Source organism: Proteus sp. G2675 (assembly GCF_963886535.1).
In the GTDB taxonomy this organism is placed as follows: Bacteria; Pseudomonadota; Gammaproteobacteria; order Enterobacterales; family Enterobacteriaceae; genus Proteus; species Proteus mirabilis.
On the sequence record NZ_CAWPCB010000031.1, the window covers coordinates 58,013 to 71,424 of the forward strand.

Annotated in this window: 10 protein-coding genes; 2 read left to right on the forward strand and 8 right to left on the reverse strand. The window is 34.3% G+C overall.

Features of this window, described 5'->3' with window-relative positions:
* Nucleotides 1-49 precede the first annotated feature (49 nt).
* From AACQ49_RS08345 to ydgH, 6 genes are all read right to left on the reverse strand, one after another.
* Nucleotides 50-1,048, reverse strand: a complete 999-nt coding sequence (locus tag AACQ49_RS08345) for a fimbrial protein (protein ID WP_161778981.1) — start codon at nucleotides 1,046-1,048, stop codon at nucleotides 50-52.
* A 9-nt stretch (nucleotides 1,049-1,057) separates the two neighbouring features.
* The gene (locus tag AACQ49_RS08350) at nucleotides 1,058-3,451 is read right to left on the reverse strand and encodes a fimbria/pilus outer membrane usher protein (protein ID WP_161778982.1); all 2,394 of its coding nucleotides are present in this window, start codon (nucleotides 3,449-3,451) and stop codon (nucleotides 1,058-1,060) included.
* 8 nt (nucleotides 3,452-3,459) lie between these two features.
* On the reverse strand, nucleotides 3,460-4,134 hold the full coding sequence (locus AACQ49_RS08355) for a fimbrial biogenesis chaperone (RefSeq protein WP_004248012.1): 675 nt from the start codon (nucleotides 4,132-4,134) through the stop codon (nucleotides 3,460-3,462).
* A gap of 26 nt (nucleotides 4,135-4,160) precedes the next feature.
* Nucleotides 4,161-4,727 carry a fimbrial protein gene (locus AACQ49_RS08360; RefSeq protein WP_135092044.1) on the reverse strand — a complete coding sequence of 189 codons (567 nt, stop codon included), beginning with the start codon at nucleotides 4,725-4,727 and terminating at the stop codon, nucleotides 4,161-4,163.
* A gap of 489 nt (nucleotides 4,728-5,216) precedes the next feature.
* Nucleotides 5,217-6,611: an amino acid permease gene (locus AACQ49_RS08365; protein WP_004248014.1), complete on the reverse strand. Its 1,395-nt coding sequence runs from the start codon at nucleotides 6,609-6,611 to the stop codon at nucleotides 5,217-5,219.
* Between the two features lie 268 nt (nucleotides 6,612-6,879).
* Nucleotides 6,880-7,833, reverse strand: coding sequence for a DUF1471 family protein YdgH (gene ydgH, locus AACQ49_RS08370; RefSeq protein ID WP_004242823.1), 954 nt, complete (start codon nucleotides 7,831-7,833; stop codon nucleotides 6,880-6,882).
* Between the two features lie 387 nt (nucleotides 7,834-8,220).
* Between ydgH and pntA the strand changes: the two genes are divergently transcribed.
* Together pntA and pntB are read left to right on the forward strand one after the other, a co-directional pair.
* Complete coding sequence (pntA, locus tag AACQ49_RS08375) at nucleotides 8,221-9,750, forward strand: Re/Si-specific NAD(P)(+) transhydrogenase subunit alpha (protein WP_036969750.1); 1,530 nt, start codon at nucleotides 8,221-8,223, stop codon at nucleotides 9,748-9,750.
* Nucleotides 9,751-9,761: 11 nt separating this feature from the next.
* Nucleotides 9,762-11,150 carry a Re/Si-specific NAD(P)(+) transhydrogenase subunit beta gene (gene pntB / locus AACQ49_RS08380; protein WP_004242825.1) on the forward strand — a complete coding sequence of 463 codons (1,389 nt, stop codon included), beginning with the start codon at nucleotides 9,762-9,764 and terminating at the stop codon, nucleotides 11,148-11,150.
* 82 nt (nucleotides 11,151-11,232) lie between these two features.
* Here pntB and uspE read toward each other — a convergent pair whose 3' ends face one another.
* Nucleotides 11,233-12,183, reverse strand: a complete 951-nt coding sequence (gene uspE / locus AACQ49_RS08385; RefSeq protein WP_004248016.1) for a universal stress protein UspE — start codon at nucleotides 12,181-12,183, stop codon at nucleotides 11,233-11,235.
* Between the two features lie 142 nt (nucleotides 12,184-12,325).
* A complete protein-coding gene (locus AACQ49_RS08390; RefSeq protein ID WP_004248018.1) occupies nucleotides 12,326-13,084 on the reverse strand; it encodes an FNR family transcription factor in 759 nt (252 codons plus the stop codon).
* Nucleotides 13,085-13,412 lie beyond the last annotated feature (328 nt).

Below are 13,412 nucleotides of genomic sequence, written 5' to 3' on the forward strand. Positions count from 1 at the left end.
TTAATAACATGATAATAGGAGTTAAATGTTTTTTCATAGGGGAAATAAATTATTTATATTCTAAGTTTACATTAATTTGTGATGTTACCTTGCCAGGCAAGATGTTTTCATTCATTTTCACATAACCTACTGAAAAAGGAAAAGTATATTCCGTCGAAGGTGTTCTATGAACGCTATTATAAATAACATTACCTAAATAATATTTATTATCATTATATTTAATTGATAAACCTACCCCAGAAGGGGTGCCATTATTTAGAAGTGTTAATAAATTAGTATTTCTACTTTTATAAATAGCAGGTGCATCAAGCTTTAATGAAACTAATGTATCTTGGTTACAAATAACACCAATAGAAAAATGTGTTTCATTAGCGGGTATTGAATCGCTTAAACTGTTTTTTTCTACAGGCGCTAATTCAATATTAGGTTGTTCAATATTAAGTTCGCAAACTTTATTCTGAGGCTTCTCAATAATCAAATTATTATAAGTAAATTTTTTATTATCTAATGTATAAACAAGAAAATCATCTATAACAAATATGTCGCTCAGAGGTTCTAGAACGATTTCACCTATTTTTATTAATTGAATATATAGTCTTGGCCAACTATCAGTACAATAAATATTTTTATATCCTTCTTTTCTAGTTTGAGCGTTACAGACATTTGCATATTCAGGCGTTACATTAAACTCATCGCCTACTAAGTTAAAAGGTGTTTTATTAAATGATATCTTAAAGCCAACTCCTGGAATATTTGTTTTGAAAATATCATCTTTATAATGCCTTGCGTTAATGATTAATTTTAGATCAACTTTCTTTTTACAATGAAGAATTGACGTAGATAGAGCGGCATCAGTAAAACTCATTTCTGCGATAGGTTGGCCAATATCGACACCTAAATCAATATCACTAGCTTTAAATCTAATATTATGTACTGGAATAAAACCATTGTCTTTTATATCGTCATAAACGCAATTGTTACTAAATTTTGATTCATCAGAATAACAATGGAATGAGAGTAAATAAATTAAAATAATAATGTATTTCATTTTTATATATTATTCCTCTTTAATGCAATTTACAGTTTTAAAATAAATTCTATTTTGTTTTTCATTATCATTTAATTGATAGTTAAATGAGCACTGTTGTTTGTTGGAACTTCCCCATTTTACAAAAATCTTTCCTAAGATGGGTAAATTAGAAATATATAATTTATTATCTTCATTTACATAGGATATATCGGATAGGGTGCCATCAGAATTTTTCACATAGGCTGTTGCACCAAAAGGAATGTTTTGGTTAAATGTAAATAAAGCACTTTCTCCTTTAGTTATCTTAATATTTTTTGCAATAATAGCTCCTTTAGTAGGAATTAAATGATAGCTATAATTATCAATATTATAATTATAATCTAATGATTTCGCATCAATGTGGAACTTATTGTTATGGTAACTAGTTAAATTAGGAATGATTAAATAACCTCTTCGGTCTGATTCTATTGTTGGCTTTCCTATTATTTTTACTTTCTTAGCACCTGCAAAATTTAGGATAGCAAAACTATCATTTAGATCTTGTGCTAAAGTTACTCCTCCATTATGAAACACAATGCCGCCATTGAGTCCATAGCCTAAAGAATAACTATCTTTATTAAATCGAGAGTTTATATTTAGTTTGGCTATCCTACTTAAATAACTAATTTTCATTGATGAATCTAAGTGTTCTTTATTATTTTTAGAAAAATTAAGGTTGTAATTTAACCGATTATTTTCTAATGTATTTCCACTAAATGAAATATTCTCATGAAAATATTTTTCTCTATTATCATAATTGATCCTTGCTGTTACCCAATGAGAGAGATCTTGACCAATAGGATAATTTAAAAAAATTGATAATTGATTATTATTGCTGTACTGATCTTTGCTATTCTCTAGCTCTAATGAATAGGAAAGTTTTTTATAATTTGAACTAGTATTAATAAAAAGTCGTTGGCTTTTTTCTTTTGAGTGATAATAGGTTGCAATATTATACCCCAACGTTAAAGCAATATTATTATTTAATGATTGTGAAAAGTGAAATCCTAAATCATATTTCTTATATTCTTTATTTACAGCATAATTCTCTTTAAATCTAAAGTAGAATGATGAGTTTAATGAAATAGTTGTATTTTCCATAGAAAATACTTTTTGGTAATTAATCTTATTGGACTGATATTGTTGATGATATTTCTCTCTAATCCAAGCGTTTTCTAATGAGACTATACCCAGGATATTTAATCCTAGGGTATTTCCAATAAGTGCTTTAATATCATCTCCTTTTTTTTCAGCTCCTATCATTGTCGTTAAATAATTGCTCACTCCATAGCTTAAATTCAATTGAGTTAATAGTTCTTTTTTCTTATTAGAAGGAAACTGTCTTTTTTGAGGATTGTTTACTAAACCCATAGTATAGTAATAATTCCATTGGTTCTTTCTTAATAAATACTGTGAAGAATAATTCCAGATTTTCTTCTTTCTTACTTCGCCATTTTCTTCTTTTATAATTAATACTAATTCACCATTTGTACCTAAAGAGGGAAGGTTATTAAGAGTAAATGGCCCAGGTGGTACAGATGTGCTATATAGTGTTTCTCCATTTTGCTCAATGCTAACTTCTGCATAGGTATAGGCGGTTTCACTTATAATGGGTGCATAACCTACTAGGGAGCCATCTTTCATTGCATTATCGCTATTGATTTGCACGCCTAGTATTTTATAAGTGTTTAAGTTAGGAGAATAAGCATAGAAATCACCCATAGTTAAAATAGAATTAATATTTCTAAGTGTCCTATATACATATTGCTGGTTTATAGAAAAAGAATTATTATTATTATAGTTTAGATCTTGACGATAACGCCATGCAAATAAATTAATTCCATTATATAGCTGTAGGTTATGTATGTGTTGTCCATTTAAACTATTTTGTTTATAATAATGGCCTTGATAGTGGTATTTAATGAAAGCAGCATTATCACCATCATCCAATTTTTCTTTGGAATATGAAGTGTTTTTTTCTATCGCAATTAATGGTACTTTAAAGTAAATCGACTGTTTGTTAATTTCTAATTTTATATTAAATAATTTTTTTAATAAATCATAGTCAACGATATCGTTGTCTAACTTATTTTTTAAAGGCTCGTAATAATTGGTGTTTATTCCCCATTGTTTTAAATCAAATAGAGTTATTATTGGAGTTAAGTTATTGTTTTTGTTTTTAAATGATATCTCAGAATTTTGTTTTTTATTGTTATTTATATAAATTGTTATGTTATAGGTTCCTTCGAGAAAATTTTCATTAAGCAAGAGTGAAAAATCAATATTTCCATTGTGGTTTTCAATTGCTTGTAAGTAAAGTGCATTTGCATATACATAGGGCGTAAATAATAAGAGTAAAGAAATAGGAGATAACTTTATCATAATTAATACTATTCGCTATTTTTTATGTTAATATTAACTTCATTACCAAAATCATTTATATAGCTCCAGCCTACTTTAGCTGTACCAAAATGATTTTTTCCTATATTAATTTCACTAAAAGGGGATAGCATGACTGAGATCTCTTTTTTTTCCCCATTAGAAAAAATATTTATAATAGTGAAGTAGTATTCAGAGTTGTTTTTTATTATCATTTCTTTTTTATTATTTATAGAAAAAATAATTTTTTTTGTCGCTTCTTCAACTGTTTCTGTTAAGCCATGTGGTCGGTAAAATAATTTAAACACTGACTTAATTGATATATGAATACTATTATTTTTTGATTCAGCTATAGGGATCGCTTTGCTATTTATATAAAAAAGACTTTCACGATCTGTTTGAGCTATTGATGTGATTTTGGCAATTCGCAAAATTGCAGATTGTTCTTTATTTAATTTAAATAAAGGTGGGGTAATCATAAAAGGTGTATTTTTATCATTTTCATCCTTTGTGATCCAGCTTTGTATTAAATAATCAGTAGCGGAGTTTTTATTTTTTATATTAATAATAATATCATTATCGTCTTCATTATAGATAAACCGTGTTCCACTATAAATTACATTTGCTTGTGTAAAAAAAGTAGAACACAGAATTATGATAAATAAAATATAAACATTATACTTCATAATAAAATAATCCTGTGTTTTTTTAATTAAGAATATTTAACGGTAAAATTTACTGATGTATTGACAGTTCCTGATGTTGGATTTGGAAGATAACTCGCGTAATTGGCATGGAATTTATAAGTTGCTGTTTTATTTTCAATTCTCTTAGTTATTGCTTGGTTACCATTTAAATGAATAATATTTTTATTACCTTCATCACTACGAATGAAAATTCCTACTCCTTTAGCACTATTATTTGTGATGCTTTTATTCTTCATGATTTTATTTTCACCGGCTAAATCAGTGCCGTTAAATGTTAATGTTGCATTATTATTGCCACAATCTAATAGTTTAATTTCAAAATTACTACCTGTACTGCTTTTGGCTTTGGCCCAATCTTTATCTGAGACTATTTCCGATTTATTAATTGCGGGCAAAGTGATAAGAGAATTAGGGCTTTCTATATTGCAGGATGTTGATGTTACTGTTCCACTAAAATTAATAATATTGCTATTTTTCTTTTCTGTTGTTTTGCTATTATCTGCTAATACATTCATGCTAGAAGAGATAACTAATAATGCAGATAGTAATCTGATATGATTTTTTATTTTCATCGTTTTTCCTTTAATAAATAATTTGATAATGCAATAGGTTTATCCTATTTGTTGCGACGGAGTGGATAATATAGTTTTCTAACAAAAAGTAAATAAAGTGTATTTATCTGCTTTTTGTTAGAAAATCAGCTTATCTGTCTGTGTATTATACTCTACATGGAGGTATTAACTAAAAATAATATATTTTATTGTGTTATTCACTAGATTTTTAAAAAACATCATATAAAAAATGAATTTTATATAAAAATTATATGGGTAAATTGTGGTCAATTAATAAAATAATTAGTTACAACATACAATTTATTTCTCTAATATAATGCACCTAACCATCATCAATAATATTTACTTGCTAAGTAATCAAAACATGGCGTTATTCAATTTCTAATTACAAAGCTTAAGGAAATGAACAAGAGAAGCTTGGGTAGAAAAAAAGGGGAGTGAAGGGAAAGAGATGCCCCCTTGCTTCTTTCTCAAGGGGGAATATAGATCTTAATTAAATACTAAATAGCCACAAGCAGGAATTGCGCCAATTAATACCATCATCAGTAGTATTTTTTCACTAGTATTTAATGACTGTTTATCTTTATATTGTTTTCGTGAATATAAAAATATTAATACACCGGGTGCATAGAGAACGACGGAAAGCAATAAATTAATTACACCTGATGCATAAAGTAACCATAAACCATAGAGGCTTGCAGGTATTGCTATCAGTAATAATCCTCGGCTACTGCGTTCTATGGCAACTTTAAATAAGAAAGCACCAACCAGGAAATAAGGAACAAGGATCATTTCTGACGCGATGGTCAGTAGGGTATTGTAATTACTACCAGTAAGCCAAATTAATACTAGTGATAATTGAACAGCTAAATTAGTAAACCATAAGGAAGAGGAAGGCGCATCATTGTGATTTTGTTTACTTAGTTGTTTGGGAAAAGAGTGGTGTAATGCGGCAATATAAGGGACTTCAGCAGCCATAATTGTCCAGCTTAAATAAGCGCCACATACCGATAGAATAAGGCCGGCGGCAATAACTATCTCACCTATATTTCCAATTAGTTGAACCAGTAAAGGTGCCATAGATGGGTTTTTCATCATAGCAAGCTCTGGTTGGCTAACTAATCCTTGAGATAATAGGGTAACGAGAATATAAATAATCAGCGCGATCACAACCGCAAATATTGTCGCTAAACCAACATCTCTTCTATTTTTTGCTCTTGCAGATACGACAACGGCCCCTTCAATACCAATAAATACCCATAAAGTAATTAACATGGTATTTTTTACTTGTTCCCAAACGGGCACGCCCATTTTTATCCCTTCGAAATCAAGGGTAAAAATATCCATATTAAAGGCAAGTAGGGCAACAATAATAAATAACCCCAATGGTATTAATTTTGCCATCGTGGCCATTAAATTGATACTAGCGGCTGTTTGCACACCTCGTAGAACTAAAAAGTGCACAACCCAAAGTAAGATTGATTCACCCAACAATGCCTGCCATGTATTACCATCACCAAAAATAATATTATTAGGGCTGTCGGTAAAAAAACTCACAGCAGCGAAAACGATGACTAAATAAGAGACATTGGCAACTACCGCACAGACCCAATAGCCCCAAGCAGAACAAAAGCCAATAAATTCACCAAATCCTTCTTTCGCATAGGTAAAAATACCGCCATCAAGATCAGGTCTTAAGCGAGAAAGCAATAACAATGATAGGGCGAGAAAAAGGATGCCAACCCCTGTTATTATCCAACCGATAATCAGTGCCGCAGGGCTTGCAACCTCAGCCATATTCTGAGGCAAACTGAATACACCTGCACCAACCATTGAGCTTAGCACTAACGCTGTTAGTGACATTAAACCAAGTTTTTTATTCAAAGATAAGTTCCTGCATGATTAAAATTGTGAATAAATAGCGTATTTTCTTGTTTTTGGTTTAATAATTAGCATAAATATGAATCTGTTAATTTAAGACAAAGATAAAACCACTAAAAAACAGCGAGATTTTACGGAGAGTTGACTTGGTTGTCTATGCATAAAATCATAAATTTTATGCACAAGGATAAGAAATTGAGTGAGGTTATTTGGACAAGTATAAAAAAACCTTGCATAGAGCAAGGTTTTTAAAAGAGAAAGTAACAACAGATTATTTAAATAAATCAGCGGTGATTGTTACCGTACCACCATTACTCTGCCATTCACGAGTAATATGGTAGTATTTTGCACCTTTCTCTGCGGCACGTTTAGCAACTTGATAAGAAACTTCCGGTGAGTTCACAAAATAACCACTGAAAGTAATGGTATCAAAAGGTTCCATTAATGCAGCCGCTGCTTTATTAACCTCTTGAATTTCAGTGCCATCAGGTAAGGTGACAGTGTAACGTCCGCTTTTACCTGATGATTGTGTTTCAGCAAATACACCTACATTTCTATCAAAGTCACTATTTGACGCAAGTCCTGGTTTTTCAACTTTATTGGCTGCACTTCCACCTTCGGCAATAAGCGCTCGACCCGCATCAGAGTCATAAGGAACCACGGCTTCTGAAGACTGTATGGCTCTTTTAGGGGCATCTTTTTTATAGATATAAGCAGTAACTTCTTGGTTACCACCATCATTTACCGAGATATTACGGACAATAAAGAATGATGCTGCACCTTTTTTTGCTGCTTCTTTCCCGATTTCGTTATTAATATCAGGTGTTGTTGGATAGTAACCATGAATAGTAACGGTATCAAAAGGCTGTAGCAAAATAGCTTCAGGTTTTGGTAATTCTTTTACACCATGAAATACGCGGTATTCTTCTTCAGTTGCTTTTGGTGCATCTTTTCGATACAGATCGGCAGTCACACTCATGTTGCCACTATCACTGATATCATCTAGACCTTGAATGTAAAAACTATCAGCACCGATTTTATCAGCACGACGAGATACTGCGTCAGCTGCTTCATAAATCGCATTAAAACGACCGATGACTGTAATTCTTTCAAATGGTTTTAGCTCTGCCGCTTGTTCTGGAGACAGTTCCTGTGCAGCCTGCGCAACAGTAATATTAGTTAAAGATAACACCGCTGCTGCGATGACTGAGGTTTTCAGCTTCATACAAAATCCTTCCGCCTTGCGCAATTAATATTGGTCATGTGCTGAACATAGTGATCTATCACATAGAGTGCAATTATTACATGTAATAATAGCGTTTGTCGCATTATTTTATTTAGTGAATAGCCACTGGGTCAAATGACCAGTATATGTTACCAGATATTTACTTAAATATAGTGAATAATTCATTAATATGCCTTTTCGACTAAAATGATCGCATTAAGTTCAATTTTAGCTTTACACAGATCTAGATTATTGGTTTTATTTTCAGTAGGTTATTAGTACCCCAATAAATGGCATGTGAATGATAATGCTTAACAATTTTTTTGCATATTAATGAAATTAGCCATGAAATTTTAACAGTTTTCGGATGGATAAGAAGGGAAAATTATGCGAATTGGTATACCCAAAGAGCGACTTTCTAACGAAACAAGAGTTGCAGCAACACCTGCTACAGTCACACAACTCTTGAAATTAGGATTTACAGTCGCGATAGAAAATGAAGCTGGCATTGCTTCTAGTTTCGATAATGACGCTTATCAACAAGCAGGGGCTGAGATCTTAGATTGTCAAAATATTTGGCAATCCGACATTATCTTAAAAGTTAATGCCCCCCTAGAAGATGAAATTGCTTTACTCAAAAAAGGCTCGACTTTAATTAGTTTTATCTGGCCCGCACAAAATGCACCATTGCTAGAAAAATTAGCTGAAAAAGAGATTAATGTAATGGCTATGGATAGTGTACCGCGTATCTCCCGTGCACAATCTTTAGATGCATTAAGTTCAATGGCGAACATTGCCGGCTATCGTGCCGTAGTTGAAGCCGCTCATGAATTTGGCCGTTTCTTTACTGGGCAAATTACCGCTGCAGGTAAAGTACCACCAGCCAAAGTGATGGTGATTGGTGCGGGTGTCGCTGGACTTGCCGCTATTGGGGCCGCAGGTAGTTTAGGCGCTGTTGTTCGTGCATTTGACACTCGACCTGAAGTCAAAGAGCAAGTGCAAAGTATGGGCGCTGAGTTCCTAGAGCTTGATTTTAAAGAAGAAGCGGGAAGTGGTGATGGCTATGCTAAAGTGATGTCAAAAGCATTTATTGATGCAGAAATGGCATTATTTGCAGAGCAAGCCAAAGATGTTGATATCATTATTACAACAGCACTAATTCCAGGAAAACCTGCACCACGTTTAATCACTAAAAAGATGGTTGATTCAATGAAACCAGGCAGTGTGGTGGTCGATTTGGCAGCCCAAAATGGTGGTAACTGTGAATATACCGTTCCTGGTGAGATTTTTACCACTGAACATGGTGTAAAAATTATTGGTTATACTGATTTAGCCGCCCGGTTACCGGCTCAATCATCTCAACTTTATGGTACTAACTTAGTTAACCTATTGAAATTACTATGTAAAGAAAAAGATGGTAATATCAATATTGATTTTGATGATGTGGTTATTCGCGGTGTTACCGTTATTAAAGCAGGGGAAGTGACATGGCCGGCGCCTCCTATTCAAGTTTCGGTGCAACCTAAAGCAGCTCCTGCTGCAAAACCCCAAGAAAAACCCGTTGCAAAACCTATTTCCCCGTGGAAAAAATATGGTTTATTGGCTATTGCCTTTTTACTGTTCGCATGGTTGGCTAATGTTGCGCCAAAAGAGTTCTTATCACACTTTACTGTCTTCGCACTTTCTTGTGTTGTTGGTTATTACGTTGTTTGGAATGTCAGCCATTCATTGCACACCCCATTAATGTCAGTGACAAATGCCATTTCAGGTATCATTGTCGTTGGTGCATTACTACAAATCGGTAGTGGTGGTTGGGTAAGCTTTTTCTCATTTATCGCTATTTTAATTGCCAGTATTAATATTTTTGGTGGATTTACCGTCACTCAACGTATGTTGAAAATGTTCCGTAAAGGATAAGGGAGACAATTATGTCCAGCGGTGTTGTTACAGCGGCATATATTGTCGCCGCAATATTATTTATTTTTAGCCTTGCAGGGTTATCCAAACATGAAACCTCAAAACAGGGGAATTACTTTGGTATTGCAGGGATGGCTATCGCGTTATTTGCGACTATCTTTGGGCCTTATGCTGATAATGTAGGTTGGATCATTGTTGCTATGGTTATTGGTGCCGTTATTGGTATCCGTTTAGCCAAAAAAGTTGAAATGACGCAAATGCCAGAGTTAGTGGCTATTTTGCATAGTTTTGTAGGTTTAGCCGCGGTTCTGGTTGGTTTTAATAGTTATCTAGATCACAATCCTGCCATTGATCCTGTAATGGCCAACATTCATCTCACAGAAGTCTTTTTAGGTATCTTTATCGGTGCGGTTACTTTTACCGGCTCCATTGTCGCTTATGGCAAGCTAAGTGGCAAAATGTCATCCAAACCTATGATGTTGCCTAATCGCCATAAACTTAATTTAGCGGCTTTAGTTATTTCATTTTTATTAATGATCTGGTTTGTTAAAACTGACAGTGTTGGTTTACAAGTCTTTTTAATGATTGTGATGACTGTCATTGCATTAGCATTTGGTTGGCATTTAGTTGCCTCCATTGGTGGTGCGGATATGCCTGTTGTTGTGTCAATGTTGAACTCTTATTCGGGGTGGGCCGCCGCTGCTGCTGGTTTTATGTTAAGCAACGATTTGTTAATTGTGACAGGGGCATTAGTGGGTTCATCGGGCGCTATTCTTTCTTATATCATGTGTAAAGCAATGAACCGCTCATTTATTAGCGTGATTGCCGGTGGTTTTGGTACAGATGGTAGCAGCTCCAGTGACGAAGGAGAGATGGGGGAATATCGTGAAACAACCGCAGAAGAAGTTGCTGAACTATTGAAAAACTCAACTTCAGTGATTATTACGCCGGGTTATGGCTTAGCAGTGGCACAAGCACAATACCCAGTACATGATATAACAGAAAAGCTTCGTCAGCGTGGTATAAAAGTACGCTTTGGTATTCATCCAGTTGCGGGTCGTCTACCGGGGCATATGAATGTATTGTTAGCAGAAGCGAAAGTACCTTACGATATTGTCTTAGAAATGGATGAAATCAATGATGATTTTGCTGATACAGATACCGTTTTAGTTATTGGTGCAAATGATACTGTTAACCCAGCCGCACAAGACGATCCTAATAGTCCAATAGCAGGTATGCCGGTATTAGAGGTATGGAAAGCTCAAAACGTGATCGTGTTTAAACGCTCTATGAATACCGGCTATGCGGGGGTACAAAATCCATTATTCTTTAAAGAAAATACCCAAATGTTATTTGGTGATGCTAAAGCCAGTGTCGATGCGATTTTAAAAGCCTTGTGATCTGTTTAGCAAATAATCTTTAATAAAAAACGCCCGACTATTTAAGTGATAGCGGGCGTTTTGTTATACAGTATTAAAAGCGTTATTCGTTATCTGAATCAACAGTGATAGGACAGGTAAAGCCATCAGGTTTGATAGCGAGTAAATCACATTTTATATGGTCGATCAGCTGTTCTGCTGTATTGCCTAAGAAAGCGGCAGAAAGTCCGGTTCTCCCTAAAATACCTAATACGACAATACCCGCGTTTAGCTCTTCGCATACTTGAGGGATAACTTGCTCAGGCAATCCTTCTTTGACATGTGTTTTTTCCTCAGGAATAGAGAATTTCTGGCGAAGCTCTTTCATCGCTATAAGGTGTTGTCCACGCAAGGCATTGTTATAAAGATTAGGATCAAAGTCAGGTAACTCAATTGCAATATTAATGGGTGCAACAGGGTAGGCACTGAGTAAATGAACGTCTGGATCTTTTTGTATACGGTGAGATAAATCGTTAGTTAATTCAATTAACTTTAAATTTAATGCATCATGATATGACTCTTCATTGGACAGATTAGCGGCGACAACAATAGTGCCGTATTCCGGCCACTCTTTATCTTTTACCATCCATACAGGAGCAGGGCATTTTCTTAACAATTGCCAATCTAGGGGAGTAAAAATTAAGGAGCCTAACTTATCATGTTGATGAGCCATTTTAATCAGTAAGTCATGCTTATCGGTGATCACTTCTTCAATAATGGCTTCATACGGTCGGTTATGCCAAATCACTTTTATGTCGATTTGAATGCCGGCTTCAAGATAATAGCGAGCTTGCTGTTTTATCCAAGCAGTTTTTTGATTAATCACGCCTTTGCGCATCGCATTACGTTCATCGGGAGATAAAAGGGTGGTCATGTCATATGAGAGATCATAAACAGGTAGAAAAGCTTTTATCCGCCCACCATTACGCTGAACGATATAAACAGCACGACGTAGTGCTGGTTGGTCATCTTGGTTAGGATCAATGACAACGAGAAGGTTTTGATATTTTTCCATTGCTATATCCTCTTTAGGGCTGGATTTATCCATCTACATTTTTAAAGATAACCCAAGAAGCTAAAATGCAATAGCACAAAATAGAAAACGGGACACAAATTTGTGTGCCCCGTTATAAAAATAGGTGATGTAATGTAAAAGATTAAGCTTCTGTTGAGGAAGGCAGTTTGCCTGCGAGTTCACTTAACATTTCACTATCTTCAATAGTGATATATTTACCTTTTACACTTAACATACCACTTTTCTGGAAACGACCTAATAGTCGGCTAATGGTTTCTACTGTCAGGCCTAAGTAATTACCAATATCACCACGAGTCATGGTTAAACGGAACTCACGAGGTGAAAAACCGCGCTGCGCAAAGCGGCGAGAGAGGTTATAAATAAAGGCGGCTAAACGTTCTTCTGCATTTTTCTTTGATAGCAGTAAGATCATCTCTTGGTCACCTTTGATTTCGCCACTCATTAGACGCATCATCTGTTGACGTAAATTAGGCATTTTGCCTGATAAATCATCTAGTGTTTCAAATGGTATTTCACAAACCATTGATGTTTCAAGAGCTTGTGCAAAGCTTGGGTGTTCGGTGTTGATAATGGCATCAAATCCAACCAAGTCACCTGCAAGATGAAAACCTGTGATCTGTTCGTCGCCTTCTTCAGTGATCGTATAACTTTTAATAGTTCCTGAACGAATGGCATAAAGTGACTTCAGCTCATCACCGGCTTTAAACAAGGTTTGACCTTTCTGGATAGGTTTTTTACGCTCGATAATATTATCCAGTTGATCAAGCTCATGCTCGTTTAAAGTAAACGGGATGCAGAGCTGGCTAATACTGCAATCTTGACAGTGGATTGCACAACCGCCAGATTGGATTCGGCGAACGACGCGTTTTTCTGGGATCATAAGCTTGCTCATTACAAATAAAAATATTGATATGTGTCAATTTTAACACACATTGCTGTAATTGGTAAGGGGAATAATGGTACGCATAGAAATAATTCTGAATGTAAAAAACGATATAGATTGATTAAGCCCGTGTTTTGTTTGGTGACTTATTTAGAATAATTTGCGCTAACCCTATACACGATTGGTATATTATTCGATTTTTTAAGGAAGTCATAGGGTATTTGCTAAATTATCTTTGGTAAAACTAAAAATTAGGAGGGAACTCAAGAAATTTTATTCAAGGATTAACATCTTATTCACTTTATTTTCTTAACTTTTCGTTTTG

Coding starts and splice junctions, on each gene's coding strand:
- pntB (WP_004242825.1), top strand. CDS start 9,762: ATGTCCAGCGGTGTTGTTACAGCGGCATATATTGTCGCCGCAATATTA.
- AACQ49_RS08390 (WP_004248018.1), bottom strand. CDS start 13,084: ATGATCCCAGAAAAACGCGTCGTTCGCCGAATCCAATCTGGCGGTTGT.
- pntA (WP_036969750.1), top strand. CDS start 8,221: ATGCGAATTGGTATACCCAAAGAGCGACTTTCTAACGAAACAAGAGTT.
- AACQ49_RS08345 (WP_161778981.1), bottom strand. CDS start 1,048: ATGAAATACATTATTATTTTAATTTATTTACTCTCATTCCATTGTTAT.
- AACQ49_RS08350 (WP_161778982.1), bottom strand. CDS start 3,451: ATGATAAAGTTATCTCCTATTTCTTTACTCTTATTATTTACGCCCTAT.
- AACQ49_RS08360 (WP_135092044.1), bottom strand. CDS start 4,727: ATGAAAATAAAAAATCATATCAGATTACTATCTGCATTATTAGTTATC.
- AACQ49_RS08355 (WP_004248012.1), bottom strand. CDS start 4,134: ATGAAGTATAATGTTTATATTTTATTTATCATAATTCTGTGTTCTACT.
- uspE (WP_004248016.1), bottom strand. CDS start 12,183: ATGGAAAAATATCAAAACCTTCTCGTTGTCATTGATCCTAACCAAGAT.
- ydgH (WP_004242823.1), bottom strand. CDS start 7,833: ATGAAGCTGAAAACCTCAGTCATCGCAGCAGCGGTGTTATCTTTAACT.